This is a genomic window from bacterium (genome assembly GCA_036504735.1).
In the GTDB taxonomy this organism is placed as follows: domain Bacteria; phylum Electryoneota; class RPQS01; order RPQS01; family RPQS01; genus DASXUQ01.
Map to the genome: position 1 here is coordinate 55,219 of DASXUQ010000010.1, position 26,106 is coordinate 81,324.

The window sequence follows — 26,106 nt, forward strand, 5'->3', positions numbered from 1 at the left end:
TGGCGCTGTCGGGGTTTGGCGACAGTAATCCGTCCCGGTCAGCCCAGCCCCGAAACCCGCCCAGTTTCATCGTCGGAACCCACATGTCGTGGGCGTTTCCGGTTGAACCCTGGACAAATGGCCCGCTTGCGAGAACAGCAACATCGTGCCAATTGGGATTTTGAGTGTACTGTCCCCACCCAAAGTGCTCCGGTGCCACCCATTGGTCGGCAACATCGCCAACGAAGATTTCGCGGTAGCCGGACTCAAGATACTTGAAGGTCTCGCTGGGCCAGTTCCAGTTCACGAGCTTCATGTCCCCCGTATAGGCGGCGTGGTTAGCGAAATCGTGGTAATCCTGCACGTAAGGATAGTTTACCATGATGTGCGACACGCCCATGTCTCGCAACCAGCTAAGTGCTTGAGTCTCATTACCGATGCGACTGATCGTCAAACGGCTTCGGTCGTACTGAGACATGTTGGACGGGTAGTTCGGGCAATTCCAATACTCTGATAACCGAACAATCTCTGAACGCGGGTCGTACGATACCATGATGTCAAAGGACAGGGCACACTGCACACAAAACACGAACACGAATGCGAAAGCAAATGACATACGTGCAAAAAGAGCTGGACCAAATCTCATCGCCAATCCTTTCTGCAAGACTTTGTAAAGATCTGTTACCGAAGTACCATGAGTTTCTGCGTGGTTTGCGCTGCACCGGCTTCAGCGCGGAGAAAGTACACGCCTGTCGTAAGTGGCGTGGCAGTGCGCTGTGAATCGAAGTGATAGGTCAGGGCTTCACCGAAGGCCGGGAGCGTGGTCTGGAAGGCCACTTGCCCCAGCACGTTGTACAAGGTCAACGTGACTTCCCGCGCCGAGGGAGGAACCTGTAGGGCAATGTTGGCTTCCGAATTAAAGGGGTTGGGGTACACTATCACTTGAAGCAGCTGCGGAATCGCCGCATGCGGCTGAGCAGCGTCGGCCCGCCACGCACTATCGCCTCGGAGAATCAACGCTCTTCCCCGCCAGCCGACATACGCGAGGTCATCCCACGCTCCGATACCTAAATCGTCAATGCTGTCTCCATTGACATCGCCCAGATTGGCTGCCGTCTGAACGCTGATGAGGTTGAACGGCGGGCTGTCCCCATAGATCGAGAAGGCCGGTTCCGAGTAAATCCACGGATGCCCTAAGTACAACGACAAAATGCCGTTGGGAGAATTGTCGCAGTAGGAGCGGATCTGCACGAAGTCCTGATAGCGGTCATGGTTGAAATCCCCGGCGCTGATCACCTCTGTCGCTCCGCTGCTGCACGGGAAGTTGACGGTAACGTCCGGTGTGGAATGCAAGACCGGCCCGCCGAAGTGAATCTCCGCGCCGCCGATTGTCGTCACAATCAGTTCGTCGCTGCCATCGCCGTTCAAGTCCTTGACAATCCCGCGTGGCGGGTACAGCATATTCGGCCACGTGTATGCGGGAACCGTATCGGGATGCGCTCCTCCGACAAAAATATAAGCCGCATCTGTGAGGTATGAGTAGCCTACAAAGTCCGCACAATGATCACCGTTGAGATCACCGAAAGAAAGAGGGATCACTTGCTGCGGTTGCCCTACGGGGCTGCGGTGCGTCCAGTTCGGCATAATGTCAGGTGGATTTCCGCCATAGAAAACATCCAGTGCGTCCGCGAAGTAATGATACCAATACAGATCGCTATAGCCATCCCCGTTGAAATCGCCTACCGTGCCGAAGTAATCCGCCCACGGGATGCGCCAGGTGAGAGCAGCAGTGGTGTCCGCGTTAGGGCCGCCCAAATACACATTGACGCGGAAGAAGCCTGTGGTGTCATACAACTTGATAAACCAGTCGGTGTAGCCATCTCCATTCACGTCACCCAGGTCTCCAACTTGTCCCCAATGAGCGAAAATGCCCTGCTGGGTAAGATAGGGCAGCATTGAGGGTGGATTGCCTCCGTGAAAGAACTCTAAATGGCACTGAGAGGTGTCGTGCCCAGCACCAGCCGACAGCACAGCCCAATCGTCGAAGCCGTCATTATTCTGATCTCCTAATGGCAGAAGGGCGTACCCGTATCGGCTGCTGTCCGCTGCACCTACACGGCTCCAGATTAAGTGCAGAGAATCGGGCTGGGCCTGAATTGCAGCCGATAGACTTAACACTGCCATCAGCGCCATCGTAAGGGATTTCATCTGCCGCTCCAAACATTAAAGCCCTGCTTCGGACAAGTCAAAGCAAGGCGGCTAAGTATCTCGGACGTAGGAATCGAATCAGAATCAAAGTGGTGATGACAGCCCAGTCCCATGACAGTCTTCACTTACCGCTGAACGATACCGAAGTTCTTACTAATCTTCTATTTCCCTTCCCACTCAATATATACTAGTTCGGATAACATTGTCAACGGCAAGGTCGGGATTATTTTAAGTAAGGTGAAACATCAGCTTAGAATTCAGTGTACCAGTTTTGGGTCGAAATTAGGTACAGTGAGCTATCTTAGAATATTACATTTACGCATGCTCGTCCAAAACTCGTGTCAGAATGCGTTTCCGCGCATATTGGTGAACCGAAGCGGTCCAAGCCTCTGTGGATAAGTCTTAATAACGAATAGGGTTGCATTTCAAAGATCACGGGCCAAATGATCTAAAAGGAAAGCCCGGAAGGCTCTCCTTAGCGTCATCGCCTGAGTAGTCGCCTCAACCTGCGTTCACTCTCGATTACCTTCCCAAAGTCTTCATCCGTCACACGAACAACGCGGTGGATTTCCTGCCGTGGAGAACGCTCTCGAAGCTCGCAGGTGTGATATTCAGCGTCTCCAGAGAGAATCCGCTTCATGGCGTCTTCTGGGTTGTCAGCTTCTGCGCGGTAGTGAACACCATATTCCCATCGTTCAATCGTCTCGATCTCGAAGGTCGGCATCGGCTAATCCTCCACACGCTGGCAAATGCACAGGGCAGTTGAATGCCCACATGCAGGACAGCGTTCATCCGCTTCAATGCGGTCCAACTTCACCTGGCCGACAATCAAGTCAACGAGGTAATCCTTCGGGGATCGCTTCAGAAAGTGTTGCAAAGCCTTCTGGGCTTCGTCTTCGGTTACGTCACCTGGCTTCTTGCAAGCACTCTTGAAGTCAACGCGAATTCCGAATGGCTGGAAGAACGCTGTATATTTAGGCATCAGCGTTCTCCATCACGTCATCAATGTGAAAGTCGCCAGATCCAGCACGATCCGTTGCGGAATCTGCTCTTCATTCACGTATCTTTTCACTAGGTTGCAGAGCACAGCAGCAGCCATCAAAGGCGTGTAGCACACCGTCCTTGCCGTACACGGTTCAGCGAGTGAATCGGCATCTGTATGCAGCGAATCCCAATACCGACTCCTCTCTTCACGGACTTGAGGATGCATAGTGTACACGATAAGAGTATCAAGTCCCATGCGCGCATCCAGGTACAATTTCACTGCTGGCTGACCGCGTACGGCACGAAAGATCGTGTTCCGAGAAACCATCGAATCCACAGCCGAAATGACTACTTCGGTTAGTGGCTGGTCTTCATACTTGGCAGCAATTGCATTGGGAGTGTGTCCACCGAACTGCTGCATGACTTCCGACAAAGCTGTGCATTTCAGTTTGCCGATGTCTTCATCGCGGTAGAGTTGGTTCGACCAGTTATGTTCTTCAACGTAATCCGAGTCGTAGATCGTAAGGCCGCAGGCACCCATCTTGCCCAGGAACACAGCCGTGGTGCTTCCGATTGCACCTGCACCGATGAGGGTGATGCCGAGTCCGGTAAGACGGGACATGTTGACCGCGTCTTGCTGGCGAAGGTGGCGAAGATCGTTGTCCATCAGAACGGCCTTTCCAGTTCATCTGCTTCTCCGGGGTAAAACCAGTCCATTTCTTCTTGAAGCTCTTCCATCGTCAACGCGCCTCGGTCATGTGCGGCCCGGAGGTCAGTCACATGGTCTTGCGTGTCACGAGCCAATTGACGATGCCCGTTGAAGCCATGCGCTTCTTCCAGCACCTTGGCTTTGAATTCGGTGAGACATTGTTCGGCCAATCCGTCAATCAAGGGGTAATGCACCTCCCAGACTACGTCCGTTAAGAATAAATGTGCCGGATGATACTGGTCAAGCCGCATCATCGAATCGCGCTTCCTGTTGACCACAAGGCTGAGTAGATAATCACCGTTAGCCAGGCCCGCGATTGTATCATCGTCTGTTCCTGACCAAAATACCGACATATTTGCGTGAGAATGTGCGAACATTCTTAACTTACGGCTGTCGATGCCCTGAGCTTCGAGATCAAGCATCAGCTGTGCTACTGCCGCCGGATCCATCGTTGTCTCATCAGCTGAACACCTCTGCTTCAAGAGGAAGAATTCTGTTACTAGCAGGGTCGATACTGCGCCAGAGTTGGCGTCGAGGATTTCCTCGACCAAACCCAAAGCCGAGACTTCACCCTTGGCAATGTCAACCCACGCCCAGAACTTCGCCATTGCCACGGCTTCCACCTCTACACGGATTGACAATTGCACGGGATCACGCCGCGACTTGTTCTGCCACTGATTCATGGGTGACCTCCTCGGTTGTATCTTTCGGACGGTTAGGACAGTCTTCTTCGTCGTGGTCTACGTATTCATTGCAGTGATCGCACCACCAGCAGCTATCACACTCGCTTATCGTATGACCATAGTCGTCGCAGTAGCTGCAATAAGGCTCTTCATCATCGCTGGGTTCTTCGTAGTCAGGATCCCAGCGTTCAATCTTTTGGTAAGGATCAGCGCTGTTGTACGAGGAAAGAAATTGGTGCACCAATTGGAATAGACCAAATAAGTCAAGCTCTCCGGACAATCGGCTTACAAGATGGCCGCAGTTGCCCCAACAGATGTTTGATGGCTCGTCTGTCACATGCGGATGCACATAACCGTTTATGTTTGTTCCGCCTGATATCCGAGTCTTCCCTTGTCGAAGGTTTACCTCGACCTCATAGGGGTCGAATCTGTAGTCGTAACCGTCATACGAAATCACGATCTCATGCGTGACACCAACCAGTGACTCGTCTTCGATTCTGAAGCTGGCGTAAGTGCTCGGTACGAGCTTCATCAGATCTACGAATGTGTGGTTTGCCCGGCGTCTTATCCACTCCGGGTCGTGTCGGAACATCTCCAACAACTGCCTATCCGTTTCCAGCTTGCGGGAGAGCTGCATGACTTGTAAGGACAGGCGCTCTAACTCGTATGAGTCTTCGCGTATGGACGCTTGTAGTTCGCGCTTACGATCCGACACGCAGCCAGCGATGCTCTCGATCAATGCGTCCTTCTGCTGATGGCGATACGCTCTACAGAGCTTCGGTAAATGCTGATCAATCAGCTTACGAACGAACGACAACGCAGACGGATTCTTCGGCCAGATCAGAAATACGAGCCACTGCTTTCCGATTCGAGCCACAGGAACATCGTCGCACACAATGAGATCACCCGGCAGAAATTTGGCAAAGCCCGGTTCGTGTAGCACTACCATATCTGAGACGTGTTTCGTCGTCGAGACGTTGCCTGGCAATGCAACCGCCAACCCAGTGCGGTCCCAACTTTCTGCTTGCCAACTGTCCGTCAGGTCGACAATTGGGCAGTGATACTTCTGCGCATAGAAGCGTAAGAGATCCTGAATCTGTTGAATCATAGATTGTTTCCTCCGGAGGAAGAAGAGCCCTGACAGATTACTCCATCAGGGCTCCTCTTATGTCTGGTAGCGGTGTAGGACGGACCGCCAACAGATCCTCCTTAGATTCCGCCTTTGACCTGCGGCACCAGCGTCAAAACGCTGCCGTCGGTCAGCACGTCCGAATCGAACGCGGGCGAGCCGTTGACGTGGCGCGTATAGCTCGAATCCTTCGGGAAGCCAGCCTGCTGAATGGCGGCTTCGACGGTGGTGCCTTCTTCAATTTGGATCTCATTTGCGGATCGTCCTAAGCACAAAACCTTGACTTTCATGAGTTTTTCTCCTAACTTGTGTGAAGCATGCCATCTACACATTCACTGGTCTTAGTTCTTATTCCCGATACTGTTCTGTCTGAACCTGTGTAGAGTTTCAACACACAAAGATAAAATGCCATATCGTGAACGTACGTCGCAGACTGAGGCGCTGCCTTCGGTTGATTTCGTAGATTTACAGACTGCCCTGCATGAAATTGAACTGCATCTGGAAGGCGGTGCTCCGCCTACAGGGTTTGGTCATCCTGCATCAGTCCTGACGAGTTCGTTTGCAGGCTACCTTCCGAAACTCCTTCGTCTCCTGTGCGCCACTGATGATAGACACCGAGCTCTAAAATTTGCGGACGGTTTGCGCCGTGTTCGCGATCAACTCCTGACTCGGAGATGCACGTACAGTCTTGCAGTGCTCTACGTCAAACTCTTGAGGCAGGTGGCTCATTACATATACGAATCCGACGCTGAATTCAGCAAAGCTGTGGCCGACCAGTCAGCTGATACACTCGGCACGTTGCTACCCGCTTACGTTCCCGCTGTTCGTCAATTATGCGCCCAATTGCGTCACACAGACGCCGCAAAGGATGCTTTCAAGACGCTTCATCTCGGAGCACTTATCCTGCAAGAGCTCGACTATCCAGTCTCAATCATGTCCCCTCGAGAGCAACAGACCGTGGCTAAGCTCAGAGCAGACACAGAAAAGATTTTGACTCCATGCCTATTGGAGTGCGAACGACAAGCTGGAAAGGCCGTCGTCAAATTCTATATTGCTACAGAGAAAGGTCGCCATGAGGACTTGACAAACTTACGCGATGAGATTGAATCCCTTGAACACATGCTGAGCCAGTACGGATTTCTGTTTCATTCCAAACACGTTCAGGTGCACACCAGCAGATTGCGCTGCGCACGACTTGCCATTCAAATGACGTATGGCCTCTGGCCAAGTAAGTGGCTCCTCTCGAATGATAGAGCTGATGACGGTATCATTACGAGACGAAATCTGGATCGTCTTGATGGGCGGATGGGCGCAGAGCACTTACAGAAGATTGCGGAATCAGTGAACCAGTTGCTCGCACTTCACGAAAAGGAATTAGGCGACTTCTACCATGCGAAGGAAATTTGTTTGTTGAGGAGCTTCTTCAATTCGCTGGCACCATTCCGGAATGTCATCCAACTGAAGTTTGTCGCTGATTTTACCCTGGCTGCGCATCTTAATTATTTGGTGAGAAGGTCGAAGGGGACTCTGGAAGAGTTCCTGTCGGCATATAGCGGCGATATCCGGGCCGTAAGTGAAATGCTGGCGAGCATTAGAGATGAGGATATCACGGACTTCGCACTGTACGTCGCGAACAATAAGGAATCTGTGGGCACTATGCAATTCGGAACACTGGTTGCCGTGTTGCTCCGGCCCCGAATCGACGAGGAGCTTCCCTCAGCGGTTAAGTCGGCGATCAACCACTTGGCTCAAGGTCTGTCACAGACAGCAACTGCCATGCCCAAGGTTGACCTCTTGGACAACTTGCGGCGTGCCCTATGCAGTTATGTGCAGTCGCACCTCGCAAATAGAGGTTATTGGGCGAAGACTAATGCGCCGATACGACAGGACAAGCAGGATTTGGATAGCTATCCGGCAGAGGCTCGCTTCAATTCGAAGGACAAGGAACGTGATTTTTTCAAAGCTGTAGCGCGGTTGCGAGAACAGTCCTCGCAGAAGTGGATCGAAACAATAGAAGATGTCGTCAGGAAAGCAGAGAAGTTAGCGCAACAGCTACTTGACCTTCATCGAGGAGCCGAGGAGAAGGGTTGGGACACCAAGAAGGTAGTAATCACAATGCGGAAGTCAGTTCTTAACGGGCACAAGACCGTGCGCGATTATATTGATAAGGAGCTGACCGAGTCATCCCCGCATGAGAAGAAGGGATTCTCCTATCTCGTTGGGCGGTACGCTGTGCTGAAGCTAGCTACCGTCATTAACAACGACTCGTCGCTCGCGGTCTACTTTGGGCTCGTGGACGAGTTTTGTGAACCGGAAGGACTGTTCAAGTATCTAAACCTCCTCGGCCTACTACGGGACGACATCTTCGGTGATCATCGGTTCCAGCGGCTGAGTCAGCGCGAAAAGAAGTTCTTGGGGCTTGAAGTTTGACCTAACTCCTGCCTCATCCCGATTCTCACACTGTCCCAGGCAATGGCCTGGGATTTTTTTGTCTCTGGATCGGCCAAATCATTCTCGTTCCCTGGGGTGGCAAAGGAATGGGATAGCCCTATCTTAGTGGTTACAAATTGCACACGTAGGGCATAACATCGGCAACGCAGCGTTTCTGCGGACACAAGCGAAGGAGAACAATATGAGAAAGGCTGACGATGCACCTAGGCGTTGGTGTCTGCTTGCAGACGGTGCCAAGGCGCTGGGTCTGAAACTTACGGACGAAGCTCAAGACTTGGCAACACAACATAAAGCCATTAAGATGGTAGATGGCGTGTTCCTCGTAAACGTTGAGAAGATCCGCAAGGCGCTGGAAAAAGCGGCGAGCAGCCGAGGGGCTAAGGGAGGGCGACGTGGCGGGGGCTTCAATCCCTTCCGGAAGCATGTTGGGCGGATCGAAGGCACCATGCGGCGTAATAAATCCGCACTGGCAACTGCTGAGGCGAAGATTTCGGGTTTACAGGCTCGGCTGGCTGACCGCTCTCTGACCTTTTATGATCAGGAGACGGTGCTCTTGGCTATCAAGAAGCTTGAAACTGAAGTTGTGCATCGTCGCAAGCGTGTCGACGAGGACCAAGCCGAGATCTCGACGCTAAAGAACCTCGATACTGCGGGTCGGCAAGCGTGGCTCGCTGAGAATGCCAAATCGAAGGGCGCGGCAGCCGACGCCGATAAGGCTACCAATATCTCTTCGGAAGATTCTTCGGTCAGCAAGTGAATGGACAACCTCCTATGCAAGTGTCGCGTTCTCCGCCCTGATGAACGTGGCTTTTGTGACAACTCAAGCCCCAGCGCCACCGCGTGCACGACACGAACGTGGACGGAAGACAGGGTGGCGCGGGGCAATCCTTCACGAGCAGAAGCCCAAAACTTAACCTTGAGGAAGTTACACATGACAGACCTTCTCACTCCTTCTGATTCCGACGATACCGAGAACATTGGTATCTTTCCGCTCAACATCGACGATGAGGACGAGTTGGCGACCATATTTGACCGCCCAGCACCTAACGACTATATGGTGGTATTGACGTTACTCTGCCTTGATCCTGATGCCGAAGGCTTTGCCCGTGATTGGTTAAAACGTGTTCTGGACGATTCGAAGAGCAACGTACCGAAAGTCCAGCTTCCTGCTGGAACTCATACTCTGATGGCCGTCGAAAAGGTGCCGAGTTACCTCGATGATGTGATGAGCGAGGGACAGAAGAAATGGATTTTCAAGGGGGTCTATGTCCAGTGTGGGTTCGTCAGACACGCGCTGATTTATGAACCGCATCTGGTGCGGGGAATCATGGTGGCGATGTCCTGGTACGATGCTCGCGTCGAATTACTTGGATCGTTAGATCCCAGTGAGATGAAGCCCACCGGATTCCTGGGCGAATACGAAGGCGACCCCATTCCTCGCACGATTGCGCGGACATTTCGGCTTACGGTGAATGACCTCTACCGCGAGGGCGTGGGCGTCTGGTGCCGTGACTTGATTAACATCAGAAATGAGATTCTCATCAAGTACCGCGCATCTCTTACGGGAACTGATCCGGAAACCGAATGGAAGCGTTTCCAGTCGGCGCGTATGAAGTACTTCCTCGACACCGCTTATCTCGATCTTCCGTAGGCAACGGATTGCGTGGTGCCGGATCGGGATGACATTTGTGCGAGAGGTCAAACCTATTCACATAGTCGAATCCCTTCCCCGATAGAAACTACGATGTTTTTCCCGTCCGGTGCAGCGCTTAATCTCATAACGCATGACTGAATCGACTATGATGAACGAAGAGTCGGCGGGGCTGATTCAGCCGTTCTACACGGCGTCGACTAAAGAGCGCGAACCGAATCACTTCAAACCATAAACCACTAACAGAAGGAACTCCCTTTGAAGAAACTCTCACCGAAGAACGGGCTGCTGATGCCCTTAAACTTGCCAACCATGGCCGACTATGCAACCGAATACCGTCGGCTGTTGCCTGATCCGCTGCACGTTTCGCTTATCTTTTGCCGCATGCCTGACAAATGCGCGCACTGCGCTATCGAACAGTACGAGAAGGTCCATGACGGGCTCCTCGCACTGGCGACTGATGTGCCGACCATGGCACAAAGTCGAGGGATCACTGCCGCCGTCATCGTGGATCACGGACTCGACCAAGATTCTGATTGTGGATGGCTTATGGATATTCCTTGGGGACGGGACTGGGCGGTGGATGGCCTTTACGCCCAGGTCGTCACTCGCAAATACCGGGATGACGCCCCTGAGTCAGAGATTGCTGGGGGACTCGCAGCCATGCACAACATTGACATGCATATGGCAGCAACCAGCTCCTACGAACCCAACGCGCACAAGCCCTTTCCTGCGGATTCTGAACTCGTTGTCGAGTTCTCCACCACAGTTGGGGATATGTATCTCAATGGTCGTGGGGTGTGGTCGGAAAGTCTCGTCGGCTTTCGCACCGCAACCCTGATAAAGATGCGCGCCCTCCTACTCGACCTTGACCCTGATAGCGAGTATGATCGCTTCGTGAAGGTCGGCGGAGGATTGCCTGTGGATTATCTGACGATGAAATAGCATTTGACACCGATTTGGTCGATAGCGATTGCAGTGGTGCCGAGGTGCACATCGGCACTGCTGGGTCCTCGTGACAATCTATCCCCCAAGAATCCTCACCTTAGTATCGGGTATAAGTAAGTAGTGGAAGACGAAGACGGAATCTTGAGAGAAATCATGTCAATACTGCAAGAGATTCGTAACGGCCAGAACACTGTGCGGAAAGTGTGGCTGTCGCCGGACAATGCCGCCCTGTACTTAGGTGTGTCAGTTACTCGGATCTACCAATACATTCGCGCTGATGGGATTCCGTTTCATCGGTTGCCAGACTCGAACTTAGTCCGGATTCACGTCGACGAGCTAGATGAATGGGTGCGAAAGTCAGAAAAGTCAACGCGAGGCGCAGCAATGGAAGCGCTCAGGAGGTTGTGAGAACAGGATGTCAGTAATTATTCGCTCAAGGAAGGGACGAAAGGGCGAGACCATCATCTACTTGGACATTTACCACGCGGGGAAGCGCAGGCGAATGAACCTCAAGACGAAAGACATGCGTGAGGCAAGGCGAGTAAGAGCTGAAGTAGAACAGAAATTGATGGCGGAAGGGTGGAGCAAAGAGAAGAGTTCGTCGGTCATGCTGGATGATCTGGCTCGGAACTACGTCGAATACGCCGAAGCCACGAAAGCACCTAAAACGGCGAAGATGGACCGCGACACGCTGAGAGACTTCATGCGGGTCATCGGGAACATGAAGCTCGGTTCCGTTACGTCAGAGCATGTCGAGAAGTTCCGGCTCGAACGGCTGAAAGAAGTCTCGCCTGTTTCGGTCAACATTGGGCTTCGACACCTCAAGGCGGCATTTAACTGGGCAGTCGAACACAAGCTGCTTAGAATCAGCCCTGCGGCCAAAGTGCGCCTGAACCGCGTTCCGAAGAACATGCATCCCCGGTTTCTCACCGAGGAAGAGATTCAACGGTTGCGGGAGGAAATCGAGGGGGATATTGCTCTTTCCCAAGTAGTAGATGCAGCTCTTTGGACTGGAATGCGGCGGAACGAAATCGTAACGCTGCAATGGTCCGACGTGGACTTGGTCAGGAACGTGCTCACGGTGCAGAACAAGGTTGGCTTTCGGACGAAGTCCAGAAGATCGAGAAGTATCCCTATTAATGGACCGTTGCGGGAAATGTTGCTGGCGATGAAGCCTGCCACGTCGAGACCCGACGACAACGTGTTCAGTGTTACCTATTGGACCCTAGGCAAGAAGTTCTTGCGGGCTACAAGGGCGGCGAAACTACACGGCGATGTTACCTTTCATACCCTGCGGCATACTTTTGCAAGCCATCTGGTGATGCAGGGCGTGGATCTTCGTTCAATTCAAGAGATCTTGGGTCACTTCGATGTAACTGTCACGCAAATATACACCCATTTATCCCCAGAACACCTTGCGAAGACCACAGGGAAGCTGCCTTACTGACAGGGAGCCCGGAATGTCCGGCTCCCTTTCTTTTGCATAGATTCCTGATGTAGAGGCTGTCCAGGCCACTGCGTCTGGTACTACTTCCAGAACAGTGAATCAGTGGGATGAGATATTGGGATGTGCGACAAAATGTGCGACAAATGAGCGACAAAATTGGTGCAGCAACTTGCAGAAATCTACACTTACATCGGAACATCAGTTCAAAGTCAGGCCAAAGAAAATCCCCGTAAACCAAGTGTTTACAGGGATCTTAAGTGGTGCACCCAGTAGGACTCGAACCTACAACCCGCTGATTAAGAGTCAGCTGCTCTACCAATTGAGCCATGGGTGCTCGTGTCGCGTGGAAACCTTAATAAAAGGCTTTTGAACAACTTTGTCAAGCCGACCCGCCAAGTCCGCCAGCGGTGGCAAAGTGTTCATGCTGCCTTACATATCATAATATAATGTGATAATCATCCATTTTTTTGCGCAACGTGGGGCGGGTAATGCCCAGGACCTCACAGGCTTTGCCGAGGTTTCCTCCAACGGCGGCCAGCACGGAGATGATATGCTCCTTCTCGACCTCATCTAAGGAGCGCAAATCATGGCGGGCGGGCTCAAGCGAGGGGCTATCCTGCACGAAATCCAGATTGAGGGTATCGCCTGCGGCTCGCAGCACGGCCTGAGTCAGCACATTCTCCAGTTCGCGCACATTGCCCGGCCAGGGGTTTTGCGTGAGCCGCTTCATCACGCGATCCGGAACGCGCGTCACATTGCGGTGCAGTTCGCGGTTGATTTTCTCCAGAAGATAATGCACCAGGTCGGGAAGATCCTCGCGCCGTTCCCGCAGTGGCGGCAGGGTGATGCCCAGCACAGCCAGGCGGAAGTACAGATCCTCGCGGAACTGCCCGGCTTTGATCATTTCGCCCAGGCCGCGATTGGTGGCGGCAATCACCCGCGCTTCAAAGGGGATGGACGCCGTACCGCCCACGCGTTCGAAGCAGCGCTCCTGCAGCACACGCAGCAGCCGGGTTTGCAGATCGAGACTCATGTCGCCGATCTCATCGAGAAACAGCGTGCCCCTTCCTGCGACCTCGAGTTTGCCGATCTTCCGCTGATGCGCGCCGGTAAACGAGCCGCGCTCATGGCCGAACATCTCCGATTCCATCAGCGTGGAAACGATGGCCGAGCAATTGACCGCCACAAACGGCTCCCCCGGCGTGGTGTTTTCATGGATCGCCCGCGCCACCAGTTCCTTGCCTGTGCCGCTCTCACCTGTGATCAGCACATTGACGCGCGATTTGGACGCGAGCCCGATCTGCTTATGGATCTCCAGAATGGCGCGGCTCTTTCCCGCAATGCGCCCCGGTTTCCAGTCGTCGATGACCGGCGTCGCGTCCGACCGCCGCCGGGCGCGCACCTGCTCGGCGGCCTTCTGCACGATGATATCCAGCTCATCGATATCCAGCGGCTTATGGATATAGTTCAGCGCGCCGCTTTTCATAGCGGCAATCGCGTACTCCATGTCATGATGTCCCGTGATCATGATCACCAGCGCCTGCGAACCGCTCGTGATCTGTTCATCGAGCAGCTTGGTGCCGTCGCCATCGGGCAGTTTCAGATCGAGAATCACCATGTCCGGATCATGCCGGTTCCACAGCGTCCGCCCCGAGGCAATGGTGTCCGCGCTGAACAGTTCGAAATGCTGCTCAGAAAGATGCAACTCCAGCGTCCGCCGGATAGCATCGTCGTCGTCAATGATGAGAATAGATTCCATGCTCTTAAAAAATTGCTGAAAATCTGCAAGGCTGAAATTGGATGGTAGACGCGCGATTTATCGCGCCAGCTTAACAGAAAAATGTATTTTGACCAAACGAACTGGCTTACCCGCTAAAAATATTCGGCTTGGACCATGGGCGACGTGATGGTGCAAGCGTAACGGCCACTGCAAACCGTCTTATGTTGGATGATGCGGTGGTTGTGTTGATGTTTCACTTGAAGGGGTCAGTTAGGTTCGCCTGTTTGCTCCCGGACCACTTCTAATATATGAACGAATGTACAGGAAATCAAGAGCAAAGGAAATCACAAAAACAACATCTTGCGACAAAGGATACAGTTGAGAGGAGCGGTAGTCGCCAGCAGTTTACCTCAACGTTCGAGCCCTATTCGTCGGCACATCATGAAATGTGTTGCATGTATGACGTTCAATGGGTAAATTCCACCACAAATTCTCCCGGCATCGCTTTGCAAAGGTGGCTTATGGATCAACTGTTCGCGTACGATGTCTTCATCAGTTATAGTCACTTGGACAAGGACATCGTTCACCCACTGGTGTTTCGACTAAAGCAGGATGGAGTACGCGTGTGGATGGACGATTTGGAGATTCAACCAGGCGACTCGATTCCCAGCCGTGTTCAGGAAGGCATCCAGACCTCCCGTGTGCTACTGCTTTTTATGTCGAGGAATGCTCTGGAATCCAAATACGTTGAGATGGAGCGGGCGTCTGCGCAATTCCGGGACCCGATCAATAACGACCGCCGCTTTGTTCCGGTTCGCCTTGATAATTGCACCATCCCGGACACTCTTAGTCACTACTTGTATGTTGACTGGCGTTTGAATTCAGAAGAGCAGTACGGTAAGTTACTCGCGGCTTCCCGTTGCGCGCCCGACCTTGACTTGGATGGTGAGGAACGCGCACCGGTTGCAGAATCAGTCCTGACTGGACACAAAGGTACCGTGCTGTGCGTATCGATGACTCCAAATGGGAGATGGGCTGTTTCTGGTGGCAAGGACAGAACTGTCCGAAGTTGGGATCTTGTCCACCGTATCTCTACAGGAGTTTTGCAAGGACATGCCGATGACATCTTGTCGGTCGTGATTACGAAGGATGGGCGTCGCGCAGTATCCGGATCGGCAGACGGAACGGTTCGCGTGTGGGATCTCGAGTCCAGGCGGTCTCAAGTATTGTATAAGGGGCAATGCCCAGTGTCATCTATAAGCGCGACGCCGAGTGGTGACCGGGTATTGACGGGTGACGCGGAAGGCATGATACGGCTATGGCATCTCGATGCAGATCCGCCGAAAGCGATGCTCAATCTCGGCCCCTGCAAATCATGGGTGTGGACGCTCGCGATGTCGGCTGACGCTTGTTGGGCTGTGTCCGGAGGACGCGAGCGAGACGCTCACGTCTGGGATTTGAGGAAGGCCAAACATATGAAAGTGCTCAAAGGTCATTCGTCCTGGATATGGTCCGTCGCGTTGACTGCCAATGGGGGAACTGCTGTGACGGGATCGGCCGACCGCTTGATCCGCTGCTGGGACATGAGAACCGGGACATGCGTCAAAGCCTTGAAGGAACATACCAGTGACGTTTTGGGCGTCGCTACGACAGCCAGTGGTTCAGGCGTGGTTTCAGGGAGTGCGGACCGTACCGTTCGATTTTGGAATCCCCAAGGGAGCTTGGGTCCGAAGTCGAGAGTGGGCCATACGGCCGAAATCACGTCGGTTGCCTTGGCAGAGAGACAAGGTGCGCACTTGGCCGTAAGCGCATCGCGAGATGGAACCTTGCGCGTTTGGAATGCGAACACAACCGGAATGTCAACTCCGGATCCACAAGGAACAGACCTTGAAAGGTGAACTTGTGCGTTACGCGTATTTCACCCGCAAGCGCTTGCGCAAGACGTAATAAGGCAACTCCAGCACGACCCACCCCCACACCAGCACATGGGAAGCAATCACATATCGGTTTTCGTAGACGGTCATCGGTAAGTATGCCACTAGCGCACTAAATAGCGGCAGTATTACTGCCCACGCGCCAATCGGAAGCAAAAATCGCTTCTTAGGATTCGAAAGAATATCGATGTGATATCCCCGCAGTTTCGCCAGTAACGTACTGCGTACGGCCATCGATGCTACCAATACGAAGATCGAAATCTGACACATCTCGTAGATCCCTACGCTCATTATGTTCCAGAACGCCCAGCCGGTGCCACTCATCTGAATCTCCGGCATGATCCGGTAAATCATCGTCGTCACGACCATGATGAGGATCGTCATAATTGTTGCCTTGTTGAGTTCCCCAGAAAGTGCGAGAACCCACGCCACTACGGCAAACCCATGCGTCACCATCAACCAACGAGCGTCCCATCCCGAAAAGAGTCCACACATGAGGCAAATGTCGAACGTCATGTCCGCCAACATCGGAAAGCATGCCATTCGCCCAACCTTCGGGGCGAGAGCTATATGCGACCTCGGTCTGCAAGGCCATTGAAGGGCTATAGCCAAGACGAATGCTATGTAGTAAATGAAATCTAATGTGTGCATCTGTGCATTTGCGGGTAAGGATTGAGGTAGGGTGAGTGCTGGTGGCTTTTGCCACCTCATTCATTTTTGCCTATCAGATTCTACATTTGGCAGCGGAGTTTCAATCCAAGCATCCGTACCATTGTTCAGCCTGCTTCTAATCTGGATTCTGCCGCCGTGGGACTCGACGATTTTGCGGGCGTTGGGGAGGCCGAGGCCGGTGCCGTTTTTGCGGGTGGTGAAGAAGGGTTCGAAGATGTGTTTCAGGTTTTCTTCGGAAATGCCCTGGCCATTGTCGCGCACCGAGATGCGCAGTGCATGATCGGCTTGCTCGGCGGTGATGGTAATGGTGCCGCCGCCGTTCACGGCCTGACGAGCATTCAGGAGCAGATTCAAAAGCACTTGGGCCAGACGCTCGCGGTCGGCATTCATGGGGGGAAGATTGGGCGGCAGTTCGGTGGTGACGCTTATGCCGTCGGGTAAGTCAGACTTGAAATGGGCGAGAGCATCCTCGATGACGGCCTGCGCACTCACGGGGCGGCGATTGAGGGTGACAGGCTTGGAATAGTCGAGCAGCTCGGTGAGCATGGACTCAAGGCGCTCGGTCTGGGTGCGGGCGAGGGCGAAATGCTCGGCAACGATGGGATCGGTGGCGCACTTGGATTCGAGGATCCGCAGATTCATCTTGATGGCCGAGAGCGGATTGCGGACCTCATGCACCACACTGGCGACGAGTTCTCCGATGGCGGCGAGCCGCGCCGACTGCACCAGTTGCCGCTGCGATTCGCGCAGGGAGTTGACCATCAGATTGAACCGCTGCGCCAGATCTCCCAGCTCATTGTTGAGACGCACGGCGACGGTGCGGTCGAAGTTGCCACGGGAGACATCGAGGCTGGCATCGGCCAGCTTTTGAATGGGCAGACTGATGGAGCGCGAGACCCACGCCACCACAATCAGAATCGCGCCCATGGTGAGCAGCGCGACGATAATCGCATTGCGGCGCAGTGCGGCGAGAGGGGCAAAGGCTTCATCGGCATTCATCTCGGCGATGAGCGCCCAGTCCTGCCTGGGCAAATAGGCCCACGCGCCCAGCACCTGCTGGCCCTCGAAACTGCCGTGGGCGCTGTGGCCTTCAAAGCCCTTGTAGACTCCCGCACCGCTGGCTCCGGCAAGGGCGCGGCGAATGCCTTCGGTGTCCATCGTATGCGAGAGCGGGGCGGGATGATTCATGAACCGCGAGGGCGTGAGCATGACCTTGTTCCTGTCCACAAGGTACGCCTGGCCTGTCTGCCCGAGGCCGGTGGTGTCGAGGATGATGGGATTCAGAGAATTGGAGAGGGCAACCGTAGCGTATAGACGTCCAATTCGACGTCCATCGGAGTCGTGTATGAAGCGAGCGAGTTCCACAACGGCGCCATAAGGTGCTCTAAGGTGAATATGGCTAATCCAGAATTCGACGTCCGGTAATGCTCGCGTCATCTCCTGTTTGGAATCTTGTGTGTCATCACCCGGTGGAACCATGAACCACCTGCGATTTACATCCGCCCGGATCCATACGTACGACGGCGACTTTTCATGTACCGCCTTGAGCAGAGCAACGACGGCGGCGCTGTCAACGGGAAGCGTGGTGAGCAGAGGGTCCGCGGCGAGGATGTTCATGTCTTGCTCGCGCTCCTCAAACCACTGTTCGATGGCAAGCTGCTTGGAATGCGCGACGGTCTCCATGTGGCGCATGACCTCCTGCTCCACCGCGCGGCGCGCAAAGTAGTAGCCCTGATAGCCCATGAAGAGCAGCGGAATAAGGGCGACGAGCAGAAACCAGCCCAACAGCCGCCGTCCGATTTTGCCGAAAAGCCTCATGCCTCTCGCCTGTAGTGTCTTGGATAGTGTATCATCGCATCAAGGTACCATAGTTTGACTTAAATGTCAAGCCGCTGTATTTCATGTTAATAGGCTGAGAGCGGCAGAAAATGAAGTTCCCGGGAGTTATACTCACCGTATCATCGAAAGGTGCCCATGTGCGATAATGCGCGGTTGTTTTTGTTGAATCTCCGCCTATATTACTCTTCATTCATCCGCAGAGTAGTTACCGCGAAAGGACACGCACGTGCCACGCATATTATCGATTGGGACTTTCGACCCGCCCCATCTGATCTCACAGGAAATTGCCGTTGCCAAGGCCAAGGAGCATTTTCAGGCGGGCTTTACGGATGTGGCGCGGCTGCTCTCCATCTTTCGCAATACGGAAATTGCCTCGCGGCATTTTTCGGTGCCGCTGGAGTGGTTTCTGGTGGATCACTCGCTGCAGGACCGCAATGATACCTATATCAGGCTGGCCACCGACTTCAGTATCGAAGCGATCCACGCCTGCTTGCAGAGCGAATTTTTTCTAAGGGAGGAGATTCCCTGCCAGGCAATAGATGCCATCTTCTTTATGTCGACGACGGGGATGTCGACGCCGAGCATTGAGGCGCGGGTGATGAACCGGCTGCCGTTCTCTTCTCATACCAAGCGGATCCCGGTGTGGGGGCTGGGCTGTGCGGGGGGAGTGGCGGGGCTGGCGCGAGCCAATGAGTACTGCACGGCCTTTCCGAAAGCGCGGGTGCTGGTGATCAATCTGGAACTGTGCAGCCTGACCTTTCAGAAGCAGGACCTGTCCAAGAGTAATCTTGTGGGGGCATCCATCTTTGCCGATGGAGTGGCATGCACGCTGGTGACGGGAGATGAGGCAAGAGTGGAGAGCAGACTGGATGCCGTGCCGGTGATGATGGCCCATCAGACCACCTTGATGCCCGATTCAGAGCAGGTGATGGGGTGGGATGTGAAGGACGGCGGGCTGTTTGTGGTGTTCTCGAAGGATATTCCTACCATCATCCGCACGTGGCTGCGGGGGAACGTGGAAGAATTTCTGGCGGAGAACGGCATGGCGCTGTCGGCCATGCAGCACTTCATTGCGCATCCGGGAGGGCGGAAGGTGCTGGAAGCTTACCGCGACGCTTTGGGGATCTCCGAAGAGATGACCGCTATTCCGCACCGGGTCTTGCAGGAGCATGGCAATATGTCGTCGCCGTCGGTGATCTACGTGCTGAAGGAGTTCCTGCAGAAGCCTGTCGGAGCGGGGGAGACGGGGTTGCTGACGGCATTGGGTCCGGGGTTCAGCTCGGAACTGATGCTGCTGCGGTGGGTAGCGTGAGCGGCTTCTGGTGGCTGCTGGGCTTTGTGGTCTGCCAGCGGCTGGCGGAGCTGTGGATTGCCCGGCGCAACGCGGCGTGGATGAAAGAGCGTGGCGCCGTGGAATCGGGACAACGGCACTATCCGTTGGCTGTGGCCTTGCACACGGCCTTTTTTGTGTCCCTGACCCTTGAGGTCCTGGCACTGCACCGCCAGCCGGCGTGGTGGTGGCCGGCGCCGTTTGCGCTGTTTGTGCTGGCTCAGGCGCTACGCTATTGGTGCATCCTGACGTTGGGCCGGTTCTGGAATACCCGCATCCTCGTTTTACCGGGAGCCCCGCTCATCCGGCGGGGGCCATATCGCCTGTTGCGTCATCCGAATTATCTGGCGGTGGCTCTCGAACTTCTCACCATCCCGCTGATTTTCCACGCCTATTTCACAGCCCTCCTGTTTTCTCTCCTGAATCTGGTGTTTTTGGCCATACGTATCTCGCGTGAAGAACAGGCACTTTCTGCCGGGGTCAATAATTCCGAATTTATTCATCTCAAATAGAACAGTTTAGACAGCTTCTCCAGTTCTTTCCTAAACGCAGTGTTCTACTTGGGATAAAATTCGTGACCTCCGTAGGAGAACTGCCTCGGTGTGCACAGTGCATAGTGGCAGTGCGCACCATTTGCTTTAAGTCTATCTAACTATATCAAACAGGACCTTTGTGTAAAAAGGTGCAGAATTGTGCTAAAGTTGATCCAACTCCATGACGATATGGACGGGGATCGAATCAGAGGAAATGCCTCGGATCAAGCTGCGTGGGTATGCACCTTTTGCGCGCGAGAATGTTACAGATTCTTAAAAACAAGGAGATAAATCCTTCATATCGATTTTGACTTGTTTTAAAAAGAGCCAGCGCAGTCTTGCGCCGGTCAATCGTAAAGATATACATTAATGCCTGTGCGGTTAATTACGTATATGCGAGTCTATCAGGTCAAGGGAACAGTCAAAGATGAGGTGACTTGTCCATGAAAGCAAGGATCAGTATTCTGTTGGTCATGTTGCTCCTCGGGGCGGGATTATTCGGGCCGAAGCTTATGGCGGCCGAATTCTCGCCGACGTTGGAGTATGAGCTGTCCAAAGCCCATAATACGGACTTTGTCAGCGCGATTGTGATTTTGGAGAGCCCGATTGACATTCGTGCGCTGGATGAGCGGTTGCACGTGGAGAAGGCGAGCAAGCTGAAGCGGCACACGGACGTGCTGGCGGCGTTGCATTATAATGCCGAATCCACGCAGCCGAAGATCCGCGCGGAGTTCGACCAGGCGATCAGTGACGGCGTCATGCAAGGGTACACGCCGTACTGGATTGAGAACGCCTTTATTGTTTATGCGACCCGGGACTTCATTGAAGGCCTGCGGACCCGTGGCGACATCAAATATGTCACGGAGAACTTCCGCCCCGTCCTGATCGATCCCATTCGTCCGGCCCCGAACGCCAAGCAGGATGACAGCCAGCGCCACGGGCGCAATCCGCTGGACACCCGTACGTTGGCGGTGGGTATTCAGGAAGTCGGCGCCCTTCGTGTGAACGAAGAATTGGGCATCACCGGTAACGGCGTGCTCATCGGCGACTGCGATACCGGCACGGATGGCACGCACCCGGCGCTCGCGTCGCGGTGGCGCGGTAACTTCGCTCCCTGGTGGCAGTGCTGGAAGGACAATATCAACCACAACACGACGTTCCCGACCGATAACGGCAGCCACGGTACGCACACGATGGGTACCATGACCGGCCGCGGCGTTGTGGGTACGGACACGACGTGGGTGGGTTGCGCGCCGAATGCGCGGTGGATTTCCAACAACGCCATCAATATGAGCGTTGGCCGGACGCTGGACAACGAAATTTTCGCCAGCTTCCAGTGGTTTACCGATCCCGATACCGTCGCCCATTCGCTGGCCGCGGTTCCGGACGTGATCAACAATAGCTGGGGCGTCTACGCCAACATCGGCGGCGACCCTGTCTATACGCAGTGCTTTGATTACTGGAATACGGTGATTCTGAACGCGGAAGCGGCTGGCATCGTTGTGATCTTCGCCGCCGGCAACGAGGCCTCCAGTGGTCTTCGCAGCCCGGCGATCTATTCGATGAACGCCACGCAGATCTTCTCGGTGGCGGCTGTCGACGGCACCACCAATCCGGTGGCTCCGTATCCGCTGGCCAGCTTCTCCAGCACGGGCCCGACGCCCTGTACGCCGGCCAATCCGAACAACATCAAGCCGGAAATTGCCGGGCCTGGTGTCAACGTATTGTCCTCGGTCCCCGGTGGCACCTATCAGAACACGTGGAGCGGCACGTCGATGGCCACGCCGCACATTTCGGGTATCGTTGCCCTGATGCGTGAAGCGTGCCCCAATTGCGATCCGCAGACCATTAAGCAGGCGCTCCTCAACACGGCCATCCGCACGGGCTATGTGACGCCGCCGGCCACGGAGAACAATCAGTTCGGTAACGGTTTCGTGGACGGCTACGCCGCCGTCGTCTCCGTGTCCAACCTCGGACACGTGGTCGGCTTGGTGCGCGACGCGTCCAACAACCCGATCGTGGGTGCGACGGTCAGCAACGCCAACGGCGTGCAGAGCGTCCAGACCGATGCGACGGGCCATTATGACCTGCCGCTGTCGGCCGGCACGTATACCCTGCACTTCGCCAAGTTTGCGTATGTCGCGCAGAACATCCCCGGCGTGGTGGTGGTGACGGGCCAGAATACGACCCAGAACGCCACGCTGCAGCTTGCCCCCGCGGGCATCGTGCAGGGTACGGTCACCAGTTGCAACGGCGGCCCGGCTGTCGGCGCCACGGTGACGATTCTGAACACCCCGATTACTCCTGCCACCACCGACGCTGCCGGTCACTATTCGATCAGCGCGGTTCCGCAGGGCACGTATGACATGAGCGCGGCGGGCGCCGGTTGCGGCCCGCAGACGGTGAACGGCGTCGTGATTGGCGCGAACACCACCCAGAACTTCACGCTCACGGTCGATCCGATGTATATGTGCAGCACCCCGGATGCGGACAACTATATCGCCTGTGAAAACGGCGATCAGAACGGTCCGACCTACAACTGGGTTGAAATTTCCCCGAATGCGGCCGGTCCCGGTACGCTGGTCACCGGGTTGTCGGATGACAACTTCGTCGGCCCGTTCACCCTGCCGTTCACGTTCCGCTTCTACGATCGTAACTTCACGCAGTTCTATATTGGCTCGAACGGTTATCTGACCTTTGACTTCGGCTACGGCGGTATCGGCCCGTTCACGCTGCCCTCGGCGTTCCTTGGCCATTCGATTCAGATGTTCTCGCGCGACCTTTATCCGCCGATTGGTGGAGACGTCAGCACGTATTATCTGGCGGCGCAGAATGCCTTCATCATCGAGTATCACCAGATTCAGCACTACTCGAGCGGCAGTCCCGAGACGTTCCAGGTGTGGCTGTACAACTTTGCCACCAACCCGGCTCCCAACGGCAACAGCCAGCTCCTGTTGCAGTACAACACGGTATCCGACGCCTCCAACTGCGGCGTGGGTATCCAGGACAGCACGCGTGCCTATGTGCACAAGTACAACACGACGTATGATCCTCATGCTCAGCCGCTCGTGAGCGGCCGCGCGATCTGCTTCGGCGGTTGCACGCCTCCGGTGACCGGCACGATGGCCGGCACGATTACGAACTGCACGGGCGGCCCGGCGGCCAACGCCACGGTGTCCTTCCCCGGTTCGTTCTATCCGTCCATCACGGCGGATGCCAATGGCCATTATTCGATCAACATGGTCGCGGGAACGTACAACGTCCGCGGCGACAAGGTGGGTTGCACGTTTGCCGAGCAGGACAACAACGTGGTCAATAACAACCAGACCACCACGGTGAACCTGACGCTGCGCGCTCCGACAGGCCTCCAGGGTACAGTGACCAATTGCACAGGCGGCCCGGCTGTCGGCGCGATTGTGACCTTCCCGACGTCGACGCTGGCTCCGTGCACGACGGATGCGTCCGGCCATTATCTGCGCTACAGCGATGCCGGCACCTTCACGGTGCATGCGGCCAGCAGCAGCTGCTCGGATGTCGATTCCCCGAACCACGTGGTGGCTCTGCTTCAGATGGTCACGGTCAACGTGACCCTGAACGCGGCCGGCACGCTGTCCGGCACGGTGACGTCCTGCAACGGCGGCCCGGCAGTAGGCGCCGTCCTTACACTTATCGGTACCGGCCGTCCGACCGCCACGACCAACGCGTCGGGCTTCTACTCCTTCACGGGTCTTCCGGCTGCCACGTACAACGTCGCGACGGCGTTTACCGGCTGCTGGCCTGACACCGGTCTGGGGATCGTGGTCACGTCCGGAAACACGACTACGCGTAACATCACGTTGATCAGCAATCCGGCTCTGCAGTGCTCGCCCGCCGACGCCTATGGCTATGTGGCTTGCGAAAACGTAGATCCCAACGGTCCCGTCTACAACTGGCGCGGAATTTCCCCGTCAGAAGGCGGCCCCGGCACACAGGTTACGGGTCTGGCCGATGACAACTTCGTCGGTCCGTTTACGGCTCCGTTTACGATGCGAGTGTACGGCGTGGACTACACGCAGTATTTCGTCGGTTCCAACGGCTACATGACCTTCGGCACGGGCTACGGCAGCATTCCGGGCGGCACGATCCCTGTGCCCGGCTATCCGGCGGGTTACTATCCGTTCGGCGCTGACATGTATCCTCCGGGTGGCGGCCAGGTGGCGACGTATTACGATGCCGCCCAGCACGTCTTCATCCTCGAGTACTATCAGACCAACCATTGCTGCAACTCGACGACTCCGGAGACTTTCGAAATCATCGTCTATGATCCGCTGTACTATCCGACGGCCACCGGCGACTGCGATGTGGTCTTCCAGTACAATGCTCTGACTCAGCCGACGTTCCCGAGCCAGGTTGGTGTCCAGAACAGCACCGGCACTGTTGGTAACAACTACCAGCATTTGTCGACGCTGCCGACTACCAGCATGGGTATCGCTACGGGCCGCGCGGTGCGCTTCAGCACGGGTGTCGGCTGCCAGGGTTCGCCCACGGCAGTGATCACGCCGAGCAGCATCACCAAGAGCGTTCCGTTGAATGGAACGGCTACGGATTCGGTGCACATTTGCAACACGGGCATCTGCCCGCTCAACTGGACGATGGCCTACCACCAGATTACCCCCGCCTTGACCCTGTTGGACGTTCAGCCGAACGCTTCGCCCAACATGTCGAAGGATATGGCGGAAGGCCGCTTCACGATGGCTGTGAAGGCCGACAAGACCCACGTTTCCGAGGGTGCTCGCGGCCGTAATCAGCTCGATGCACAGGGTGGACCGGACGTCTTCGGTTATCGCTGGATCGACTCCGCCGAGCCGGGTGGACCGACCTTCAACTGGGTGGAAATCAATGCCACCGGTATCAACACCGGTCTGCATGCGGATGACGCCGGAACGGCCCTAACCCTGCCGTGGCAGTTCAACTTCTACGGCACGGCGTACAGCTCGGTCTGGGTATGCACCAATGGCTTCCTTCAGATGGGAACCACGGGCGTAACGCCATGGGGCAACACAACCATCCCCAGTGCGTCGGCCCCGCTGACCATGCTTGCCCCGTTCTGGGAAGACCTGAATTCTTCCACCTCGGGTAACATCTGGTACTACAATGACGTCGCCAACAACCGCTTCATCGTGGAGTGGGACGCGGTCCCGCACTATGACGGAACCGGCAACGTGACGTTCGAAGCCATCCTCTATCCGGACGGCCATTGGGTTGTGCAGTTTATGTCGATGAACGGCACCAACAATGGTTGCACCGTTGGTCAGCAGAACGCGACCGGTACGGACGGCTTGCAGGTTGTCTACAATGCGGCGTATGTTCAGAACAACCTCGCGGTTCGGTTCGCGGCTGTGCCGCCGGTTCCGCAGTGGCTGAGCATCACTCCGCCGACCGCCGGTCAGGTCATGCCGAACACCTGCGCGTGGGTTCACCTGAACTTCAACTCTGCAGGTCTGACGGCCGGCCAGTACTTGGGCACCTTGACGGTCGCCTCCAACGACGTCGCTCACAATCCTGTGACGATTCCGTTGACCTTCATCGTGGGCGTGTTGAATCCGCCGACGCAGTTGACCCTGGCGTACGATCCCGCTCTCAACCAGCTCATCCTCCGTTGGGCCGGCACGGGCGCTCCGTCGTACAGAGTCTACTCTCGATCCGTATGGGGCGGTGCGACTACCCTCGTGGGTTCGACCGCCAACGGCACCTTGAGCATTCCGTTCAATACGGCAAATGCCAAGTTGTTCTACGAAGTCACGTCCTGGGACGGCACGTTGGCAGAGTCTGCCCCGTCTCAGCCGGTTCGTCTCGGCGCCCGCTGAGCCGAGAGCTATCCATTTGGATGCAGAACGCCCCGCGAAAGCG

At 55.3% G+C, this 26,106-nt stretch carries 19 protein-coding genes and 1 tRNA gene; 9 read left to right on the top strand and 11 right to left on the bottom strand.

Annotation, left to right across the window (positions count from 1 at the left end):
* Nucleotides 1-660 precede the first annotated feature (660 nt).
* The 7 genes from VGL38_09530 to VGL38_09560 all read right to left on the bottom strand — a co-directional run bounded on the left by VGL38_09530 (nt 661) and on the right by VGL38_09560 (nt 5,982).
* The gene (locus VGL38_09530) at nt 661-2,187 is read right to left on the bottom strand and encodes a T9SS type A sorting domain-containing protein (GenBank protein HEY3295670.1); all 1,527 of its coding nucleotides are present in this window, start codon (nt 2,185-2,187) and stop codon (nt 661-663) included.
* Between the two features lie 481 nt (nt 2,188-2,668).
* Entirely contained in the window at nt 2,669-2,911 is a 243-nt protein-coding gene (locus VGL38_09535; GenBank protein HEY3295671.1) for a hypothetical protein, read from the bottom strand.
* Between the two features lie 3 nt (nt 2,912-2,914).
* Nucleotides 2,915-3,169: a hypothetical protein gene (locus VGL38_09540; GenBank protein HEY3295672.1), complete on the bottom strand. Its 255-nt coding sequence runs from the start codon at nt 3,167-3,169 to the stop codon at nt 2,915-2,917.
* A gap of 12 nt (nt 3,170-3,181) precedes the next feature.
* Nucleotides 3,182-3,838: a ThiF family adenylyltransferase gene (locus tag VGL38_09545; GenBank protein ID HEY3295673.1), complete on the bottom strand. Its 657-nt coding sequence runs from the start codon at nt 3,836-3,838 to the stop codon at nt 3,182-3,184.
* A complete protein-coding gene (locus tag VGL38_09550) occupies nt 3,838-4,563 on the bottom strand; it encodes a hypothetical protein (GenBank protein ID HEY3295674.1) in 726 nt (241 codons plus the stop codon). The genes VGL38_09545 and VGL38_09550 overlap by 1 nt, the downstream gene beginning before the upstream one ends.
* Complete coding sequence (locus VGL38_09555) at nt 4,532-5,671, bottom strand: hypothetical protein (GenBank protein ID HEY3295675.1); 1,140 nt, start codon at nt 5,669-5,671, stop codon at nt 4,532-4,534. Before VGL38_09555 ends, VGL38_09550 begins: the two co-directional genes overlap by 32 nt.
* 101 nt (nt 5,672-5,772) lie before the next feature.
* On the bottom strand, nt 5,773-5,982 hold the full coding sequence (locus tag VGL38_09560) for a MoaD/ThiS family protein (GenBank protein ID HEY3295676.1): 210 nt from the start codon (nt 5,980-5,982) through the stop codon (nt 5,773-5,775).
* Nucleotides 5,983-6,097: 115 nt separating this feature from the next.
* Between VGL38_09560 and VGL38_09565 the strand changes: the two genes are divergently transcribed.
* The 5 genes from VGL38_09565 (at nt 6,098) to VGL38_09585 (ending at nt 12,189) form a co-directional block, all read left to right on the top strand.
* The gene (locus VGL38_09565; protein HEY3295677.1) at nt 6,098-8,122 is read left to right on the top strand and encodes a hypothetical protein; all 2,025 of its coding nucleotides are present in this window, start codon (nt 6,098-6,100) and stop codon (nt 8,120-8,122) included.
* 202 nt (nt 8,123-8,324) lie between these two features.
* On the top strand, nt 8,325-8,900 hold the full coding sequence (locus VGL38_09570; protein ID HEY3295678.1) for a hypothetical protein: 576 nt from the start codon (nt 8,325-8,327) through the stop codon (nt 8,898-8,900).
* 174 nt (nt 8,901-9,074) lie between these two features.
* Nucleotides 9,075-9,794 carry a hypothetical protein gene (locus VGL38_09575; protein ID HEY3295679.1) on the top strand — a complete coding sequence of 240 codons (720 nt, stop codon included), beginning with the start codon at nt 9,075-9,077 and terminating at the stop codon, nt 9,792-9,794.
* 258 nt (nt 9,795-10,052) lie between these two features.
* Nucleotides 10,053-10,739, top strand: a complete 687-nt coding sequence (locus VGL38_09580; GenBank protein ID HEY3295680.1) for a hypothetical protein — start codon at nt 10,053-10,055, stop codon at nt 10,737-10,739.
* 505 nt (nt 10,740-11,244) lie between these two features.
* Nucleotides 11,245-12,189, top strand: coding sequence for a tyrosine-type recombinase/integrase (locus VGL38_09585; protein ID HEY3295681.1), 945 nt, complete (start codon nt 11,245-11,247; stop codon nt 12,187-12,189).
* Between the two features lie 258 nt (nt 12,190-12,447).
* Here VGL38_09585 and VGL38_09590 read toward each other — a convergent pair.
* Nucleotides 12,448-12,523: transfer RNA gene (locus VGL38_09590), tRNA-Lys, on the bottom strand.
* Between the two features lie 102 nt (nt 12,524-12,625).
* Nucleotides 12,626-13,948, bottom strand: coding sequence for a sigma-54 dependent transcriptional regulator (locus VGL38_09595; protein ID HEY3295682.1), 1,323 nt, complete (start codon nt 13,946-13,948; stop codon nt 12,626-12,628).
* Nucleotides 13,949-14,430: 482 nt separating this feature from the next.
* Here VGL38_09595 and VGL38_09600 point away from each other — a divergent pair, with 482 nt between their 5' ends.
* Nucleotides 14,431-15,807: a TIR domain-containing protein gene (locus VGL38_09600; protein HEY3295683.1), complete on the top strand. Its 1,377-nt coding sequence runs from the start codon at nt 14,431-14,433 to the stop codon at nt 15,805-15,807.
* Nucleotides 15,808-15,816: 9 nt separating this feature from the next.
* Here VGL38_09600 and VGL38_09605 read toward each other — a convergent pair whose 3' ends face one another.
* Both VGL38_09605 and VGL38_09610 read right to left on the bottom strand, forming a co-directional pair.
* The gene (locus tag VGL38_09605) at nt 15,817-16,386 is read right to left on the bottom strand and encodes a hypothetical protein (protein ID HEY3295684.1); all 570 of its coding nucleotides are present in this window, start codon (nt 16,384-16,386) and stop codon (nt 15,817-15,819) included.
* Nucleotides 16,387-16,554: 168 nt separating this feature from the next.
* Nucleotides 16,555-18,333, bottom strand: a complete 1,779-nt coding sequence (locus VGL38_09610) for an ATP-binding protein (GenBank protein ID HEY3295685.1) — start codon at nt 18,331-18,333, stop codon at nt 16,555-16,557.
* Between the two features lie 247 nt (nt 18,334-18,580).
* On the opposite strand from VGL38_09610, the gene VGL38_09615 reads away from it, so the two are divergent.
* From VGL38_09615 to VGL38_09625, 3 genes are all read left to right on the top strand, one after another.
* On the top strand, nt 18,581-19,666 hold the full coding sequence (locus VGL38_09615; protein ID HEY3295686.1) for a 3-oxoacyl-[acyl-carrier-protein] synthase III C-terminal domain-containing protein: 1,086 nt from the start codon (nt 18,581-18,583) through the stop codon (nt 19,664-19,666).
* Entirely contained in the window at nt 19,663-20,196 is a 534-nt protein-coding gene (locus VGL38_09620; GenBank protein ID HEY3295687.1) for an isoprenylcysteine carboxyl methyltransferase family protein, read from the top strand. Before VGL38_09615 ends, VGL38_09620 begins: the two co-directional genes overlap by 4 nt.
* Nucleotides 20,197-20,660: 464 nt before the next feature.
* Nucleotides 20,661-26,063 carry a carboxypeptidase regulatory-like domain-containing protein gene (locus VGL38_09625; GenBank protein ID HEY3295688.1) on the top strand — a complete coding sequence of 1,801 codons (5,403 nt, stop codon included), beginning with the start codon at nt 20,661-20,663 and terminating at the stop codon, nt 26,061-26,063.
* The last annotated feature ends 43 nt before the right edge of the window (nt 26,064-26,106 follow it).